The following is a 16,420-nucleotide window of genomic DNA, read 5'->3' as shown; positions in this document are numbered from 1 at the left end:
CATGGGAATCATCGCCAGCCTGGATATTGATGCGCAGAAGGGATTCACCCCCCTCTGCCCGAACGAGCTGCCCGTCGCTGGCGGGGATACCATAGTAGCGGCGCTCAATGCCCAGGCTGCCCTCGCCACCCTGCGAGCCGGCAGCAAGGATGCCCACCCCGCGAACGCCCCCTGGGTGGTGACCGAACCCGGCGCCATGTTGCAACCCCTTGCACTGGCGAATGCCGATCTCACCTGGCCGGCCCACTGCGTGCCCGGCACACCTGGGTTCGAGCTGCTCGACGGCCTGCCCGCCCCCATCGACTACGACTTCTTCGTCTGGAAGGGGGTCGAGCCGGACCTGCATCCCTATGGCGCCTGCTATCACGACCTGGCGGAGCGGCGCAGCACCGGGCTCATCGAGTTTCTGCAAGCCCGCGGCGTCACTACCGTGCTGGTCGGCGGTCTCGCCACCGACTACTGCGTCAAGACCAGCGTGCTGCAACTGCGTCGCGCCGGTTTCCGGGTCATCGTCCACCTCGACGCCTGCCGCGGCATCGCCCCCGAGACAATCGACCAGGCCCGCACCCGGATGATCGAGGCCGGCGCCGAGCTGGCCCAGACCCTGGCCGACATTCAACGCCTGCTGGATGCCTGACATGCCTTCCATTTTCCACTGCCCACCCGACACCGGCGCCCACCCGTCACAGATGCAGCCAGAGTGCGTTGCCCGCGCAGCACTCATCACAGGAGCCTGATATGCCTCCCATCCTCCACAGCCTGCTCGACACCGATGCCTACAAGCTGCACATGCAGCAGGCGGTGTTCCATCGCTATCCGGATGCCGACGTCGTCGCCGAGTTCCACAGCCGCAACGAAGAAGATCTGCTGCCCATGATGGGCCAGATCGAGGAACAACTGCGCCTCGCCGGCTCCCTGCGCCTGACCCGGTCCGAACTCGACTTCCTGGCCGAACGCCCCTTCTTCACGCCCGACTACCTGGACCACCTGCGCCGCAAGCCGCTGGACGCCTCCCTGCTCAAGGTGTTCGAGCAGAATGGCCGCATCAATGTGCGGGTCGAAGGCCCCTGGCAGGACGTGATCCTGTGGGAGATCCCGGTGCTCGCCATCATCAGCGAGATGCGTAACCGCTTCCGTTATCCCCAGTTCGGTGTCAGCCAGGCACTGGAGCGGCTCGATCAGAAGATCGACAAGCTGGAACGGGAACTGAGCCGGGAGGAGATGAGCGAGTTCAACCTCATCGACTTCGGCACCCGTCGCCGCTTCTCCCTCGCGGTACAAGACGCCGTGGTGGGTCGCCTCAAGGAGCGGCTGCCGGCGTTTCGCGGCACCAGCAACTACCTGCTGGCCCAGAAGTACCGGTTGCCCGCGGTGGGCACCCAGGCCCACGAGTGGTTCCAGGCCCACCAGCAGCTCGGCTTCCCGCTGGAACTCAGCCAGCGCGCCGCCCTCACCAGCTGGCTGGACGAATTCACCAACCACCTCGGTATCGCGCTCACCGACTGCATCACCATGGATGCTTTCCTGCGTGACTTCGACTTCGAGCTGGCGAGCCGCTACCAGGGGCTGCGCCACGACTCCGGCGATCCCGTGGTGTGGGGCGAGAAAGCCATCAGCCACTATCAGCGGCTCGGCATCGACCCTGCCGAGAAGACACTGGTCTTCTCCGACGGGCTCAACCTCGACAAGGCCGTCGAGCTGCTGCGCCACTTCCGCGGCCGCATCAACACCAGCTTCGGCATCGGCACCAAGCTCACCTGCGATCTGCCCGGCGTCAGCCCGATGAACATCGTGTTCAAGCTGATGGAGTGCAACGGCGGCCCGGTCGCCAAGATCTCCGACAGCCCGGGCAAGACCCTCTGCCGGGATGCGGACTTCATTCGCAACCTCAAACAGGCCTTCCACGTCGGGGTCTGAGTCAGGCCCGCGAGACGCCAAACAAAAAGCCCGCCGGTTTGCACCGGCGGGCTTTTGTATCGACTCAGGAATGATCAGTCCTTCTTGGCCAGCAGGAATTTCACCAGCTGGTTGAACTGCTCCTGGGAAGTGATGGATTCAATCTTCACCATGTACTTGCCGTTGACCAGAAAGGCCGGCACACCGCGCACATTGTAGCTCTCGGTGTTGCGATCGAACTGGGAGACCATGCCGGAGACGGCGAAGCTGTCGACGGCACCGTCGAACTCCTCGGCCGGCACGCCATTGTCCACGAAGACCTGCTTCACGTCGGCGCGGCTCTGGGGGATCTGGCGCTGGGTGTGGATCTTGTCGAAGATGGCCGGGGTCAGCTTGCCTTCCACGTTCAGCAGATTGGCGACGGCGTAGGCACGCTGCATCTCGGGACCCATTTCACGGCCCAGGAAGGCCACCGGGTTCTTCTTCATCGGCACGCCTTCCGGCAGGCTCTTCTTCAGATCCTCGGCAATCGGCTCGAACTTGGCGCAGTGCGGGCAGAAATAGGAGAAGAACTCCATCACTTCCGGCTGGGCGCTGCCGGTCTGGCTGACCACGTCATAGTTGACACCTTCCTTGAATTGCGGGGCGGCGTGAACCATGGGGATCATCAGCATGGCAGCGAGGAAAAATAGTACTTTTTTCATGACGTTTCCTGTTAAGGGATCACTGTGAGGCACGCCCGGCGAACCGAAGCAGTCCAAGCCTATTGCCTCACCCTCGTGCCGTCAATGGCAAAGGCAGACAGGCGGGACCGCCATCCCGCCTCCCACGGGCACCTTGCCGCTGTGGCAATGGTGCGGGCAACACCACCAGCGGACGCCCCGTGGTGTGGCGATCTGCCGGGTTCACGCCCCTACCACTGCGGCATCAGGCTGAGCGGCGGGGCCTTCAATGCCTCGAGCTGATCATGCAGGGTCGCAATCTGCTGGCGCCAGTAGTGTTCGGTGTTGAACCAGGAGAAGTGGCGGGGGAAGGCGGGATCTTCCCAGCGTCTTGCCAGCCAGGCCATGTAGTGGACGATGCGCATTGCACGCAGCGGCTCGATGAGCGCCAGCTCCCGCGGGTCGAACTCCATGAACTCCTCATACCCCGCCAGCAGGGTATCGAGCTGGATCTGCTGCTCATGACGCTCCCCGTTCAGCATCATCCAGAGATCCTGGATGGCAGGGCCGGTGCGGCAATCGTCGAGGTCGACAAACAGGGGGCCGTCACGCCACAGGATGTTGCCCGGGTGGCAGTCCCCATGCAGGGAGATGCGCGCCACATCCAGGGTCATGGCGTCGCATACGTGCCGGATCAGCTCGTCCAGCACCCCGAAGAAGGACTTGGCCAGCCCGCTCGGCAACCACTCGCCTGCCGCCAGCAACTGACGCGGCTCGTGCAGCATGCTCTCCACATCGAGCCGTACCCGGTGATGAAAGGCATGGCTGGCACCGACGCTGTGGATGCGACCGAGGTAACGCCCCACCCACTCCAGCTGGTCCAGGTTGTCCACCTCGAACTGACGCCCCCCGACGCTCTGCCAGATGGCAAACGGGTAGCCCTGATGCTCCAGCAGGGTCTCGCCGGCAAAGGCAATGGGAGCGGCGACCGGGATCTCAGTTTCACAGAGGTGAGCGGCAAACGCGTGCTCTTCCAGGATCTGGGCCCGGCTCCAGCGACCGGGGCGGTAGAACTTCACCACGTAGCGACGGCGATCCTCATCCTGAAACTGATAGACGCGGTTCTCGTAACTGTTGAGCTCGATAAGGCCGGAGTCGATGCGCAAGCCGCTGAGATCGATGGCATCCATGATGAGATCGGGATTGAGGTCGGAATAGTTGAAACGCATGTCATCCACCATAGAAAAGGGGCGCTGTTGCGCCCCATTCTATCACCACTGTCTGCCGTTGCCGTGCATGGCGGTGCGCCTTGCCGTCACAACCTGCTGATAAACTTGCTCGGTTGGCGCAAGGTCCCCTTGCTGTCATCCGGCGCCGCGCCTTCCCGCTTGAGCACGAACTGGACGTCCAGAGTGGGGCGCTTCAGGTTGAAGGGATCCACCGCCAGACTCACCGGCAGGGTATAGATCTCGCCCGCCTTCAGGGTCACCTCGCGAGGACCGAACCACTGGTACTCCGGCAGCCCTTCCACGTCCAGCCGGTAGGTCTGGGAGTTCAGGGTCTTGTTGAGGATCTTCAGGGTATAGGTGTTTTCGATGAGCCCTTCACTGTTTTCCCGGAACAGCTGGTTGCGATCCCGCAGGATGTCGAGCCCCATGGGCATGATGGACATGGCGTTATAGACGAAGACCCCCAGCATGACGACCATCACCAGGCCATAGCCAATCAGCTTGGGCCGCGCCACCTGGGTTTCACTGTGGGCCAGCTTGTGCTCGGTGGTGTAACTGATGAGCCCTTTCGGATACCCCATCCGCTCCATGGTCTGGTCGCAGGCGTCGACACAGGCGCCGCAGTTGATGCACTCGTACTGCAGACCGTCACGGATGTCGATACCGGTCGGGCAGACCTGCACGCAGAGGTCGCAGTCGATGCAGTCCCCCAGCCCCAGAGCCTTGGGATCGGCCTTGCGACCACGGGCGCCGCGGGTCTCGCCACGCTGGCTGTCATAGCCGACGATGTAGGTGTCCTTGTCGAACATGGCGGACTGGAAGCGGGCATAGGGGCACATGTGGATACACATGATGGCGCGCATCCAGCCGGCGTTGCCATAGGTGCAGGCGGCAAAGAACAGCACCCAGAAGATGACCCAGCCTCCCGCCTGCAGGGTGAAGAAATCGGGTACCAGGTGGAAGACATCCTGGAAGTAGGCGACGAAGGTCAGCCCCGTGCCCAGCGACAGCAGGATCCAAGCCAGGTGCTTGGCGCCCTTACGGGCCAGCTTCTCGCCGCTCCAGGGCGCCGCATCCAGCTTGCGACGCTTGTTGGCGGCCCCTTCCAGCTTCTCCTCGAACCAGATGAACAGGAAGGTCCACACCGTCTGGGGACAGAGGTAGCCGCACCAGACCCGGCCCAGGAAGGTGGTCACAAAGAAGAGGGCGAAGGCCGCGATCATGAAGACCCAGGCCAGCAGGGTGAGATCCTGCGGCCAGATGGTGGCACCGAAGATATGGAACTGCTGGTGCTCCAGATCGAACAGCACCGCCTGACGGCCGTCATAACGCAGCCAGGGCAGGAGGACAAAGAGCGCGACGAAGAACCAGCCCATGGCCTTGCGCACCCGCTGCCAGTAGCCGGTCTGGGAGCGGACATAGATGCGGTTGCCGGGGTTGAACCTGTCATCTCCCGCCTTGAAGGTGTTGGGATTGAAAGTCCCGGTGACGTCACCGGTCACATCCTTGATGTCGATCTTGTCCTTGTTGGCCATTGCAACACATCGCTCCACTCATATTGTTATGAAAGCGATTATATCTTAAACAACCTGCTAATTGTGTGGGTTAAATGTATCTATAGTTCGAGTCCCGTCGCAATTTCAGGCAACAAAAAAGGCCCATAGCCAGTTGACTATGCGCCTTTTCACAGATTCTCTTGAAACCTTTCTCTGATGGCGATGTGACGCCCGGATTACTTGATGCCGCGGGCCTTGAGCAGGGCTTCCTTGAAGTCGGGCACGTGATCCTTGGCCAGCCCCGGGATCATCGCCTGCTTGTCGGATTCCCGCATCTTGAGGTGGTAGATCAGCATGTCGTCGGTCAGTGCGGACAGCGGACCGTCAAATCCCGCTTCCTCGGCCAGTTTGGCAACAAACTGCACCAGGCTGAGATCCTGCTCCTTGATCCAGGCAGGCTGCAGCAGTTCCAGCAGCTCTTCGATACGATGACATTGCATAGACGACCTCTTTAATCTGTCTTGTGAAACTCAGGCAACCTTACCCATCAAGGCTACTTCGATACGATCCCGGCCATTATGCTTGGCCTGATAGAGCGCCGCATCCGCTTTCTGGATAAGCTCGGCAATGGAGTGATGCTGATCCGGCACCAGGGTCGCCACCCCGAAGCTGCAACTGACCCGCCCCGAGACCCGGGATTTGTGGTGGGGAATGCCGAGGGCTCGCAACGAGGTACGCACCTGCTCGGCGATCTGCATGGCCCCCTGCAAGGTGGTGCAGGGCAGCAGCAGGGCGAACTCCTCTCCGCCGTAACGGGCAGCGAGATCGTCTTCCCGCCGCAGCACTTCGGCCAGCAGGCTCGCCACCTGTTGCAGGCACTGGTCCCCCACCTGATGACCATAGTGATCATTGAACTGCTTGAAGTAGTCCACATCCACCAGCACCAGAGAGAGAGGCGCCCTGGCACGGTGGCAGCGACGCCAGGCGCGCGCCAGGGAGTCGTCGAGATGGGCCCGGTTGGCGATGCCGGTCAGACCGTCGAGGCGGGACGTGAGCTTGAGGTGCTCGGAGACCGCCTTCAGCTCGGCCACCAGATCCGCATTGGAAAAACTGTGGTAGAGAGAGGCCACCTGATCCCGCCGCAGGCGCCGCAGCAGGGTCGGCAGAAAGACGAACAGATACCCCGCCAGCATGCAGGAGACGATACGCTCCTGGGTGTTGCCGCCACTGAGCTCGAACAACATGGCAAACCCGAGGGGCAGCACGGCCCCATAGAGGGTACGACGGCTGCCGAACAGCATGATGGCGCTGCCGGTCAGGATCAGGCTGGAGAGCATCATCATGGCGGCACGATAGGTGTCGGGCAGCTTGTCCATGTAGAGCAGCACGCCCAGTGCCCAGACGATGGAGGTGATGGTCACCCCGACAAAGAGCTCGCGCTCGAGCACCGGCAGCGGAAGCTCCGCCAGCCTGGGCTGGCGCCAGCGCAGATGCCACCAGCGCCCCAGCAACAGCAGCAGGACCAGACCGAGCCAGCCCAGCGACTCGCTGGCCGGCAGGTAATCGTGGAACAGCAGGCTCCAGCTGATCGCCAGCAGCCCCAGGCAAGGCAGGCTGAAGGAGGCATGGGTATAGAGCTGGACCATGATGGCCCGCCGCACCTGATATTTCACACTCTGTGTCAACTGGGTACTCCCTGTACAAGAGCCGCACAGTTTAACACTCCCCTTTCCTGCTCAACAATCAATCGACCGCTATTAAGCTGCCACTCAGCGCGTCCTCTCCCGCACAGGCCCCGACAGACCCTTTTCTGCAGGGTCGAATGGCGCAGCCCTCCCTCACCCTTTCTCCAGCTCGTCGAGGATGGGACACTGGGGATTCGCATCTCCGTGACAGCAGCTCACCACCTCCTCGAGGGCGCTGAGCATGGCTTGCAAACCGGCGATGCGGGAGCGCAGATCGACGATTTTCTCCTGGGCCAGCTTCTTCACCTGGGCACTGGTTCTGTGCTCGTCCCGATAGAGCGCCAGCAGCTCCTGACACTCCTCCAGATTGAAGCCGGTCTCCCGCGCACGCTTGACGAAGCGCAGCTCCCGCAGGGAGGCATCCGTATAACTGCGATACCCGTTGTCGCTGCGCACCGGCGACGAGATGAGGCCGATGCTCTCGTAGTAGCGGATGGTCTTGGCGGTCAGGCCGGTGGCCTTGGCGACCTTGCTGATGTTCATGAATGACTCCTTTGGGATTCAGATGCACGCAGGCTGCCCGCCCGGGGCTGCCAGCGCTTCAATAACAGGGAATTGCTCAAGACGGTGATACTGCTCAAGGCCATGGCCGCCCCCGCCAGCTCGGGGCTGAGGTAACCCAGTGCCGCCAGCGGAATGCCGATGATGTTAAACACGAAGGCCCAGAACAGGTTCTGCTGGATGGTGCGCCAGGTGGCCGCCGAGATGTCGATGGCATCGGCCACCAGCCGCGGATCAGACCGCATGAGGGTGATGGAGGCGGTCTCCATCGCCACGTCGGAGCCGGAGCCCATGGCGATACCCACATCCGCCGCCGCCAGCGCCGGGGCGTCGTTCACCCCGTCTCCCACCATGGCGACCAGCCCGCTGGTTTGCGCCCGCAGCGCCTCCACTTTCTCCACCTTGCCGGCTGGCAGCACGGAGTCAAAGGCCCCGTCCAGCCCCAGTTTGGCGGCGATATGGGCCACCGGCGCCGGTCCATCACCGCTCACCAGCCAGCTGGCTATGCCGCGCTGACGCAGGGTGGCGATGGCATCCGGACTCTCGGGGCGCAGGGTATCGGCCAGCGCCGCAATGCCGGCCACCACGCCGTCGATGGTCACCCAGACCCGGGTCGCGCCATCGGCAGGCGGTTTATCCTGCGCGGGCACCTCAATGCCGAGCTGGGCCAGCAAAGAGCCATTGCCGATGGCGACCCTATGACCGGCGACCTGACCGACAATACCGGCACCGACCCGCACCTCCACCGCCTCCGGCTGGGGCAGCACGGCCTCTTTGTCGACCGCCTCGCGCATGGCCAGCGCCAGCGGGTGTTCGCTCGCCTGCTGCAGGGCGGCGGCCAGACGCAGCTGCTCGTCGTTGCCGCTCCAGCTCGCCAGTACCGGCCGGCCCTGGGTCAGGGTGCCGGTCTTGTCGAAGATCAACGCCTTGATGGCGTGGGCCTTCTGCAGGGTATCGACATCCTTGATCAGAATGCCGTGGCGCGCTGCCACCCCGGTGCCAGTGACAATGGCCGCAGGCGTTGCCAGCCCCAGCGCACAGGGACAGGCGATCACCAGCACCGCTACCGCCGCCAGCAGCGCCTGACCGAAGTCGTTGCTGATGGCGTACCACACCAGCAGGGTGAACAGGGCGATGGTCATCACCACCGGCACGAACACGGCGGAGACCTTGTCCACCAACTGTTGCAGCGGCGCCTTGCCCATCTGGGCGTTCTCCACCAATGCGATGATCTTGCTGAGGCTGGAGTCCTCCCCCACCGTGGTGGCTTCAATTTCCAGCACGCCGGAGCGGTTGATGGCGCCGCCCAGCACCTTGTCGCCCTCGCCGCGCGGCACCGGCAGGCTCTCGCCGGTGAGGATCGACTCGTCCAGCTCGCTGGCACCGCTCACGATTCTGCCATCCACCGGCACCCGTTCCCCCACCAGCACCCGCAGCCGATCGCCGCGCAGCACCTCGTCGATGGCGACGCTCTGCCAGCGCTCGCCGCGCCAGACGGTGGCGGTTTCCGGCCGCAGCGCCATCAACTCGCGAATGGCGGACTGGGTACTGCGTCTGGCTCGCGCTTCCAGCAGTTTTCCGAGGGAAATCAGGGTAATGATGATGGCACTCGCCTCGAAGTAGAGCTGGCCACTGGCGGCCACCCCCAGATTAAGCAGCAGATAGAGGCTGTAGAAGTAGGCCGCACTGGTACCGGTCGCCACCAGCACATCCATGTTGGCGGAGCGGTTCTTGATGGCGAGCCAGGCGCCGCGATAGAAGCGGGCCCCAATCCAGAACTGCACCGGGGTGGCGAGCACCAGCTCCAGCCAGGCGGGCAGATGCCAGGGCAGCAGACCGGCCATGGCCAGCATCCCCACCAGCAGCGGCAGGGTAAGCAAAGCCGAGACGATGACCCGGGTTTGCGCCTGACGGGCGCTGGCGGCCTCCTGCGCTTCCCGCTCCAGCAACTGCTGGCGGCGGCCGCTGGCCGAGCCTTGCGCCAGTTGGGCGCCAAAGCCGAGGGCCTCGATCTGCTCGCGCAGGGCCGCGGGCGTCTGCATCCCGGGTACCAGCACGATACGAGCCTGCTCGATGGAGAAGTTGACGTCGGCGGAGATGACGCCGGGCAGCGCAGCCAGCGTCTTGTTCAGGCGGGCCGAGCAACCGGCACAGGTCATGCCGGTGATTTGAAACAATATGGTCTCACTGCCGTAGTCATAACCCTGCGCCTTGATGCTCTCCAGTACCGCCGGCAGACGGTCGGGGCTGGTCAGCTCGATAGCCGCCTGCTCCAGCGCGAAGTTGACGGTGGCCGATACCCCGTCGAGCTTGTTGAGGGCGGTCGTGATGTGGCCGGCGCAGTTGGCGCAGCTCATGCCGCTGAGCGGCAACTGCAGATGAATGGGTGATTGAAGATGAGTGGTCATGTTGTTCCTCCCCGGAACCCGTCGGCACCACAAAACGCCGACTGGCAAACCCTAACCTTTACTGTAAGGGTAAGCTCAAGCCACATGATCCACTTTTTGCAGATGAAAAAACGGCGCCCGTTTGCTGCCAGAGAACAAACGGGCGCCGCCTTCAACTATTGCGCGGTATGCGCGGCGACTCAGATACCGTACTGGGCGCGGTAAGCCTTCATGGCGGCCAGTTGTGCCGCCAGCTCCGGCTGTTCGGCCTGCTTCTCTTCTAGATAAGCGATCAGGTCGCTCATCTGGATGATGGCGATGATGTGGGCACCGTAGTCACGCTCCACTTCCTGAATGGCGGAGAGCTCGCCCTTGCCCTTCTCCTGACGGTCCAGCGCAATCAGCACGCCAGCCAGGGAGGCGCCGTTGGCCTGGATCAGATCCATGGATTCGCGGATGGCGGTGCCGGCGGTGATGACGTCGTCCACCAGCATGATGCGCCCCTTGAGCGGGCTGCCCACCAGATTGCCGCCTTCACCGTGATCCTTGGCCTCCTTGCGGTTGAAGCACCAGGGCACGTCCACGTCGTGCTGCTCCACCAGCTGCACCGCGGTGGCGGAGGCGATGGGGATCCCCTTGTAGGCCGGGCCAAACAGCACGTCGAATTCGATGCCTGCATCCATCAGGGCGGCGGCATAGAAGCGGCCGAGACGGGCCAGATCGCGGCCGCTGTTGAACAGGCCGGCGTTGAAGAAGTAGGGGCTTTTACGACCGGATTTCAGGGTAAATTCACCGAATTTGAGGACCTGTTTCTCCAGGGCGAACTCGATAAATTGACGCTGGTAGGCTTTCATTCTGGCTCCTTGCTTGGCTTGTCGTTTACTTGTGTGGGGGTATAAAAAAACGCGGTCAATGCCGCGTTTGCAGGATCTGTTGACGCTTCGTCACAGCCGCGACGGAGTCGGTTTTTGCGCAGAACTAGGCATGAGATGCGAAGTTTGGTAATCCAAACGAGGCATCGAATAACGACGTTATGCACAAAAACAGACCCGTCCCTACGGGTTGCGTGGCAAAGGATGCCATGCGTTGTTGCAGGACTTGCCAAGGGAATAACCATTGGCGGCATCCTGCGCCTAGCCTGGCATCCTTTGACACTGCAACGCGACTTGTGCCGAAACATCAACAGGTCCTGGTATCAGGAAAGTGACTGCTTCTGCAGCGCAATGATGTCGGCGATGCCGCCCTTGGCGAGGGCCAGCATGGCCAGCAGCTCCTCGTGGGTGAAGGGTTCGGCCTCCGCGGTGCCCTGCACCTCGATGATGCGACCATCTTCGGTCATCACCACGTTCATGTCGGTCTCGGCGGCGGAGTCTTCGATGTACTCCAGATCGCAGATGGCCTCCCCTTCGAACATACCGACGGAGACGGCCGCGATCATCTGCTTGAGCGGGCTCTGTTTGATCAGCCCCTTCTCCACCATCCAGTTCAGCGCATCCACCAGCGCCACGCAGGCCCCGGTGATGGCGGCGGTGCGGGTACCACCGTCGGCTTGCAACACGTCGCAGTCAACGGTAATGGTGTGCTCGCCCAGGGCACTCAAGTCCACCGCCGCGCGTAGGGAGCGGGCGATCAGACGGGAGATCTCCAGGGTACGGCCGCTCTGCTTGCCGGAGGCCGCTTCGCGGTTCATCCGGGAGTGGGTGGAGCGCGGCAGCATGCCGTACTCGGCAGTGACCCACCCCTGCCCCTTGCCTTTGAGGAAGCGCGGCACGCTGGTGTCGACGCTGGCGGTGCAGAGCACGCGGGTGTGGCCGAATTCCACCAGCACGGACCCTTCAGCATGCTTGGTGAAGTGGCGGGTGATGGTTACCGGACGCACCTGGGCGGCGCTGCGATCGCTGGGACGGGACATGGGACTGACCTCTGGGCTGGCTGAATTGGCGCAGGAGTATAAGCGATCGCTACTCAAATATCAGCCGCTAAAACCACCTCGTCGGCTGACGGAGCAGGCCTGGCTGAGTATACTGGCCGCACACTTCATCAAGCCCGGAACAATCAATGATTCACAGCATGACCGCCTACGCCCGCAAGGAACTCAAGGGCGACTGGGGCACAGCCGTTTGGGAAATTCGTTCGGTCAACCAGCGCTATCTGGAGACCTACATTCGCCTGCCGGAACAACTGCGCAGCCTGGAGCCGGTTCTGCGTGAGCGCTTCCGGGCCAAACTGCAGCGCGGCAAGGTGGAGTGCAACCTGCGCTTCGAGGCCGCCCAGGCCGCCGCCAGCCAGCTGCACATCAATGAAGAACTGGCCAAACTCATCATCGAGAGCGCCAACTGGGTGATGAAAGAGGCGGGCCAGGGTCAGCTCAATCCGGTGGACGTGCTGCGCTGGCCGGGGGTCATGGCTGCCGCCGAGCAGGACATGGACGTGGTCGCCACCGAGCTGATGGCCGGCTTCGACCTGACCATGGAAGACTTCCTCGCCTCACGCGCCAGCGAAGGGGCCAACCTCAAGGCGCTGATCGAACAGCGTCTGGCCGGCATCCAGGTAGAAGTGAAGAAGGTGCGCGAGCACCTGCCGCAGATCATCGAGTGGCAGCGCCAGAAGCTCACCGACCGGCTGGCCGAAGCCAAGGTGGAGCTGGATCCTGCCCGCATCGAGCAGGAGATCGTGCTGCTGGCCCAGAAGATCGACGTGGCCGAAGAGCTGGATCGCCTGGAGATGCACATCAGCGAAACCAACAAGATCATGAAGAAGGGTGGCGCCTGTGGCCGTCGCCTCGACTTCATGATGCAGGAGTTCAACCGCGAGTCGAACACGCTGGGCTCCAAGTCGATCAACGCCGAGGTGACCCAGTCCGCCGTCGAGTTGAAAGTGCTCATCGAGCAGATGCGCGAGCAGATCCAGAACATCGAGTGATCCCCCTCATCGATGCACCAGCCCCCGCCACCCGGGGGCTTTTTTATGCTCGTTTCCCGCAGCGCTCAGCCGCTTGACTGATGGCAACCCCTAGCAAAGGGAGCCCGACATGTACCATCACGCAAAGAGGGTCTGCCATGCAGACCCTCTCCTTCTTTTCTATGCATCCCCCACCCGCGCAGGCTAGACCGGTGACTTCAGCCTTCGGCTGCGCAGCAGCAGGGGGAGCTGGTAGAGCACCAGAGCACCCAGCACCAGGCCGGCACCAGCCAGCTTGGCGGGGCCCAGCGGTTCGTCATAGAAGAGAGTGCTTAAGATCAGGGTCCAGACCGGTTCCAGCAGCATCAGCAGGGCGGCGTGGGCCGTGGTCATCCGGCTCAGGGCGTGGGTGAGCAGCCAGTAACGCAATGTGGTGGCGATCAGGACGCTGGCCGCAAACCAGCCCCAGATACCAGTGCCGATACTGGCGGGCCACTGCTCGGTCAGCAGGGAGAGCAGGGTGCCGAGCAGTCCGGTCACCGCCAACTGGATGCAGGTGAGCCAGGTAGGAGGGATGGACTGGGCGAAGTGGCGGTGCACCGCGAGCTGGACCCCCAGGGTTGCGGCCGCCGCCAGAAACCAGAACAGGGAGAGCGACACACCCCAGTGGGTGCTGCTGGAGAGCAGCAGCAGGCCAGCCACGGCGACGGGCAGGGTGAGCCAGTAGTGGCGGCCGGGTCTGGCCTTGAAGGCGGCCCAGGCGGCGAGCGGCGCCATCAGGGTGGCCACGCTCATGATGAAGGCGCCACTGCCGAGCGCATCGCTCTGGCTGATGGCGGTAACCCAGAACAGCAGGCTGGCCCCGAGCAAGGTGCCGCACCCGGCGGCGCGCAGCAGTTGTGAGCCACTGGGGGGCGGCTCGCGCAACCAGGCGAGCGGCAACAGCAGCAGGGCGGCCAGCAGGAAGCGGCTGCCGATAAAGGCGGCGGTGGGCAGTTCGCGAATCGCCTCTTTCGAGAAGAGCCAGCCAGCGGCGGCCAGCAGGGTGACCAGTATCATCAACAGCAGGGGAGCGCGGTTCATCGGAGCATCACAGGGTCAGGGGCAAAGGGCAGAGCATAAAGGAAAGAGGCGCGGACTGTCTCCCGGGGTTTGGCAGACATGCTGGCGGGGCGGCCACCACGCCGCCCCGCCTCAGTCGTCACTTTCCAGGCTGGCGAGGCAATGGGAGAGGGTGCGCGCCAGCGCCCCCTGATTGCGCAGCACCACGGCCCGGGCGTGTTCCCCCATCTCGCGGCGGGCGCCCACATCGGCGAGCAAGGCGTTCACCTTGTCGCCGAGCGCCTCTGTATCCGCCACCACGGCCGCGCCCCCCTGGGCCACCAGCTGGCGGGTGATGTCGCTGAAGTTGAAATAGACGGGGCCGGTCAAGCAGGGTTTGCCCAGCGCCGCCGGTTCCAGCAGGTTGTGACCGCCCACGGGCACCAGGCTGCCACCGACAAAGGCGAGATCCGCCGCCGCCAGCATCAGCGGCAGCTCGCCCATGGTGTCACCCAGGTAGATCTTGTCCCTCTCGCCGACCGCTCTGCCCGCCGTACGCCGCACGCAACCGTAGGGGGCGCACAGCTCGGCCACCCGATCGAAACGCTCGGGATGGCGCGGCACCAGGATGAGCAGGGCGGAGGGATGGGCCTTGAGCACCCGATCGAAGGCGGCCAGCACCTGCTCGTCTTCCCCCTGGTGGGTACTGGCGGCGATCCAGACAGGTCGTGCCTCCCCCAGTTGCTGGCGCAGGGCACGGCCCCTGGCCTGCACCTCGTCGCCAAACTGGATGTCGAACTTGATGGATCCGGTCACCGCCAGCCGGTTGCGCGCTATGCCCAGCCGATGGAAGCGATCCGCATCGTCCTGATGCTGGCACAGCAGGTGGGTCAGCGGGCGGCTCAAGGCATCGAAGGCCCCCTGGAAGCGACCATAGCGCTGACAGGATCGCTCCGAGAGGCGGGCATTGAGGATGGTCACCGGCAGGTGGCGTGCCTCGCAGGCCGCCAGCCAGTTCGGCCACAGCTCGGTCTCCATCACCCAGAGGGCGCGGGGTTTGACGGTGCTCAGAAACGCCGAGACGGCCCAGGGATAGTCGAGAGGCGCATAGCGGTGCACTACCAGATCCCCGAGCTTGGCCGCCTGTTCGGCGCCGGTGCGGGTGGTGGTGGTGAGCAGGATGGGCAGCTCGGGGCGCTCGGCCTTGAGGGCGCGGATGAAGGGGGTGATAGCCAGGGTCTCCCCCACGCTCACCGCATGGATCCAGAGGGGGGCCTCCTGTCCGGTCGGCGGCAATCGTCCCAGATGCTCGGCCCAGCGCGCCCCGAAGCCGGGCTTGCCTTTTTTGGGCTTGTAGAGCGCCAGCAGCGCCAGGGGCAACCCCAAGTGGATCAGCAGGTTGTAGAGCAACCGGTAGATCATGCTAGCTATTACCTGGTTCAGCAGCGGAGGATTCCACCGGCTGCCGCACTATGGTCAGATCTGCCGTTTCCCCACGCTCCAGCCGATTTCCCGCCTCGATGACCTGTTCCGGCATCAGTTCGATCAGGCACTTGAGGTGGCCGAACTTGCAGGTGCGCTTGAAGCAGGGGCGGCATTCGATGTCGGTGTGGACGATCTCGACCCTGTCCGCCAGGGGCGGCGTGTAGAGCGGCGAGGTGGAGCCGTAGACGCCGATCAGCGGCCGGTTGAGGGCGGCGGCGACGTGCATCAGGCCAGAGTCGTTGGCGATGACCCGACCGGCCAGGGCCATGAGATCGATCGCCTCGTGCAGGCTGGTCTTGCCCGCCAGCACGTGGCAGTTGGGGCGCGACAGGGGATTGATCCGATCGCGGATGGTGTTGGCCACGTCCACGTCCTTGCCCGAGCCGAAGATCCATACCTGCCATCCCTCGTCGAGGTGCTTTTGCGCCACCACGGCGTAGTGCCCCTCCGGCCAACGTTTGGCCGGGCCGAACTCGGCCCCCGGACAGAGCACCAGCACAGGGCGGGCACGATTCAGGCCGAGCCGCTCCAGCGCCTTGCCCTGGTTGATGAGATCCACGTGCAGGGAGGGGTGGGGAATAGCGGGAATGTCGTCCCGACTCTTCATCTGCCCCTTGGGATAGGCCAGAGCCACATAGCCTTCCACCATCAGCGGGAAGGCCTGCTTGTTGCTGCGCATGTCGTTGAGCAGACCGAAGCGGTGCTCTCCCTTCCAGCCGGTGCGCACCGGGATCCTGGCAAACCAGGGGATGAGGGCCGACTTCATGGAGTTGGGCTGGATGATGGCCTGATCGTACTGCTCGGCGGCCAGCTGCTTGCCAAGGCGGCGGCGCGCCCCCAGCTTGAAGTCACCGTGGCCAAGCGGCATGGGGATGGCCTTGTCCACCTCGGGCATGCGCTCCAGCAGCGCCACGCACCAGGCCGGCGCCATCACATGGAGCTCGCTGCCCGGGTGGTTGCTCTTGAGCGCCTTGTAGAGGCTCTGGGACATCACCATGTCGCCGACCCAGGAGGGGCCGATCACCAATATCTTCATCGCGCGTCTTCTCTCGGGACTGGCCCGGCTGTTGATCATTA

General features: G+C 63.7%; 15 protein-coding genes. 3 read left to right on the top strand and 12 right to left on the bottom strand.

What is annotated here, in order from left to right:
• The first annotated feature begins 1 nt into the window (after position 1).
• Complete coding sequence (locus C2U47_RS10955; RefSeq protein WP_041214225.1) at positions 2 to 637, top strand: nicotinamidase; 636 nt, start codon at positions 2 to 4, stop codon at positions 635 to 637.
• Between the two features lie 101 nt (positions 638 to 738).
• Entirely contained in the window at positions 739 to 1,917 is a 1,179-nt protein-coding gene (pncB, locus tag C2U47_RS10950; protein ID WP_049636083.1) for a nicotinate phosphoribosyltransferase, read from the top strand.
• Between the two features lie 74 nt (positions 1,918 to 1,991).
• Here the strand turns inward: pncB and C2U47_RS10945 are convergent, their stop codons facing one another.
• The 9 genes from C2U47_RS10945 to rph all read right to left on the bottom strand — a co-directional run bounded on the left by C2U47_RS10945 (position 1,992) and on the right by rph (position 11,828).
• Positions 1,992 to 2,600 (bottom strand): thiol:disulfide interchange protein DsbA/DsbL, encoded by a 609-nt coding sequence (locus tag C2U47_RS10945; protein WP_010676095.1) that lies wholly within the window; start codon positions 2,598 to 2,600, stop codon positions 1,992 to 1,994.
• Between the two features lie 209 nt (positions 2,601 to 2,809).
• Positions 2,810 to 3,799, bottom strand: a complete 990-nt coding sequence (locus C2U47_RS10940) for a serine/threonine protein kinase (RefSeq protein ID WP_049636084.1) — start codon at positions 3,797 to 3,799, stop codon at positions 2,810 to 2,812.
• 74 nt (positions 3,800 to 3,873) lie between these two features.
• Complete coding sequence (ccoG, locus tag C2U47_RS10935; protein WP_103261640.1) at positions 3,874 to 5,322, bottom strand: cytochrome c oxidase accessory protein CcoG; 1,449 nt, start codon at positions 5,320 to 5,322, stop codon at positions 3,874 to 3,876.
• Between the two features lie 197 nt (positions 5,323 to 5,519).
• Complete coding sequence (locus tag C2U47_RS10930) at positions 5,520 to 5,783, bottom strand: YihD family protein (RefSeq protein ID WP_010676098.1); 264 nt, start codon at positions 5,781 to 5,783, stop codon at positions 5,520 to 5,522.
• 30 nt (positions 5,784 to 5,813) lie between these two features.
• Positions 5,814 to 6,968, bottom strand: a complete 1,155-nt coding sequence (locus tag C2U47_RS10925) for a GGDEF domain-containing protein (protein ID WP_039039690.1) — start codon at positions 6,966 to 6,968, stop codon at positions 5,814 to 5,816.
• A gap of 153 nt (positions 6,969 to 7,121) precedes the next feature.
• Positions 7,122 to 7,511, bottom strand: coding sequence for a Cu(I)-responsive transcriptional regulator (cueR, locus tag C2U47_RS10920; protein WP_010676100.1), 390 nt, complete (start codon positions 7,509 to 7,511; stop codon positions 7,122 to 7,124).
• Positions 7,508 to 9,937: a heavy metal translocating P-type ATPase gene (locus C2U47_RS10915; RefSeq protein WP_049636085.1), complete on the bottom strand. Its 2,430-nt coding sequence runs from the start codon at positions 9,935 to 9,937 to the stop codon at positions 7,508 to 7,510. The genes cueR and C2U47_RS10915 overlap by 4 nt, the downstream gene beginning before the upstream one ends.
• Before the next feature lie 179 nt (positions 9,938 to 10,116).
• Positions 10,117 to 10,770, bottom strand: coding sequence for an orotate phosphoribosyltransferase (gene pyrE, locus C2U47_RS10910; protein WP_005356114.1), 654 nt, complete (start codon positions 10,768 to 10,770; stop codon positions 10,117 to 10,119).
• Between the two features lie 341 nt (positions 10,771 to 11,111).
• Positions 11,112 to 11,828 (bottom strand): ribonuclease PH, encoded by a 717-nt coding sequence (rph, locus tag C2U47_RS10905; RefSeq protein ID WP_041212002.1) that lies wholly within the window; start codon positions 11,826 to 11,828, stop codon positions 11,112 to 11,114.
• Positions 11,829 to 11,974: 146 nt separating this feature from the next.
• On the opposite strand from rph, the gene C2U47_RS10900 reads away from it, so the two are divergent.
• The gene (locus C2U47_RS10900) at positions 11,975 to 12,838 is read left to right on the top strand and encodes a YicC/YloC family endoribonuclease (RefSeq protein ID WP_010676104.1); all 864 of its coding nucleotides are present in this window, start codon (positions 11,975 to 11,977) and stop codon (positions 12,836 to 12,838) included.
• Between the two features lie 183 nt (positions 12,839 to 13,021).
• Here C2U47_RS10900 and C2U47_RS10895 read toward each other — a convergent pair whose 3' ends face one another.
• The 3 genes from C2U47_RS10895 to waaF all read right to left on the bottom strand — a co-directional run bounded on the left by C2U47_RS10895 (position 13,022) and on the right by waaF (position 16,379).
• On the bottom strand, positions 13,022 to 13,900 hold the full coding sequence (locus C2U47_RS10895; RefSeq protein ID WP_049636086.1) for a DMT family transporter: 879 nt from the start codon (positions 13,898 to 13,900) through the stop codon (positions 13,022 to 13,024).
• Between the two features lie 111 nt (positions 13,901 to 14,011).
• Positions 14,012 to 15,280: a lipid IV(A) 3-deoxy-D-manno-octulosonic acid transferase gene (gene waaA / locus C2U47_RS10890; RefSeq protein WP_049636087.1), complete on the bottom strand. Its 1,269-nt coding sequence runs from the start codon at positions 15,278 to 15,280 to the stop codon at positions 14,012 to 14,014.
• A 1-nt stretch (position 15,281) separates the two neighbouring features.
• Positions 15,282 to 16,379: a lipopolysaccharide heptosyltransferase II gene (gene waaF, locus C2U47_RS10885; protein ID WP_010676107.1), complete on the bottom strand. Its 1,098-nt coding sequence runs from the start codon at positions 16,377 to 16,379 to the stop codon at positions 15,282 to 15,284.
• Positions 16,380 to 16,420: the final 41 nt, after the last annotated feature.

It is taken from the genome of Aeromonas sp. ASNIH7 (genome assembly GCF_002903485.1).
GTDB classification, from domain to species: domain Bacteria; phylum Pseudomonadota; class Gammaproteobacteria; order Enterobacterales; family Aeromonadaceae; genus Aeromonas; species Aeromonas caviae.
The sequence above is the reverse complement of the archived record's forward strand: the minus strand, read 5'-3'. Positions and strand labels throughout refer to the sequence as shown.

Bases quoted from the DNA above. Each gene is read 5' to 3' on its own strand.
- C2U47_RS10955 (WP_041214225.1), top strand. From the start codon at position 2: ATGGGAATCATCGCCAGCCTGGATATTGATGCGCAGAAGGGATTCACC.
- pncB (WP_049636083.1), top strand. From the start codon at position 739: ATGCCTCCCATCCTCCACAGCCTGCTCGACACCGATGCCTACAAGCTG.
- C2U47_RS10945 (WP_010676095.1), bottom strand. From the start codon at position 2,600: ATGAAAAAAGTACTATTTTTCCTCGCTGCCATGCTGATGATCCCCATG.
- C2U47_RS10940 (WP_049636084.1), bottom strand. From the start codon at position 3,799: ATGGTGGATGACATGCGTTTCAACTATTCCGACCTCAATCCCGATCTC.
- ccoG (WP_103261640.1), bottom strand. From the start codon at position 5,322: ATGGCCAACAAGGACAAGATCGACATCAAGGATGTGACCGGTGACGTC.
- C2U47_RS10930 (WP_010676098.1), bottom strand. From the start codon at position 5,783: ATGCAATGTCATCGTATCGAAGAGCTGCTGGAACTGCTGCAGCCTGCC.
- cueR (WP_010676100.1), bottom strand. From the start codon at position 7,511: ATGAACATCAGCAAGGTCGCCAAGGCCACCGGCCTGACCGCCAAGACC.
- C2U47_RS10915 (WP_049636085.1), bottom strand. From the start codon at position 9,937: ATGACCACTCATCTTCAATCACCCATTCATCTGCAGTTGCCGCTCAGC.
- pyrE (WP_005356114.1), bottom strand. From the start codon at position 10,770: ATGAAAGCCTACCAGCGTCAATTTATCGAGTTCGCCCTGGAGAAACAG.
- rph (WP_041212002.1), bottom strand. From the start codon at position 11,828: ATGTCCCGTCCCAGCGATCGCAGCGCCGCCCAGGTGCGTCCGGTAACC.
- C2U47_RS10900 (WP_010676104.1), top strand. From the start codon at position 11,975: ATGATTCACAGCATGACCGCCTACGCCCGCAAGGAACTCAAGGGCGAC.
- C2U47_RS10895 (WP_049636086.1), bottom strand. From the start codon at position 13,900: ATGAACCGCGCTCCCCTGCTGTTGATGATACTGGTCACCCTGCTGGCC.
- waaA (WP_049636087.1), bottom strand. From the start codon at position 15,280: ATGATCTACCGGTTGCTCTACAACCTGCTGATCCACTTGGGGTTGCCC.
- waaF (WP_010676107.1), bottom strand. From the start codon at position 16,379: ATGAAGATATTGGTGATCGGCCCCTCCTGGGTCGGCGACATGGTGATG.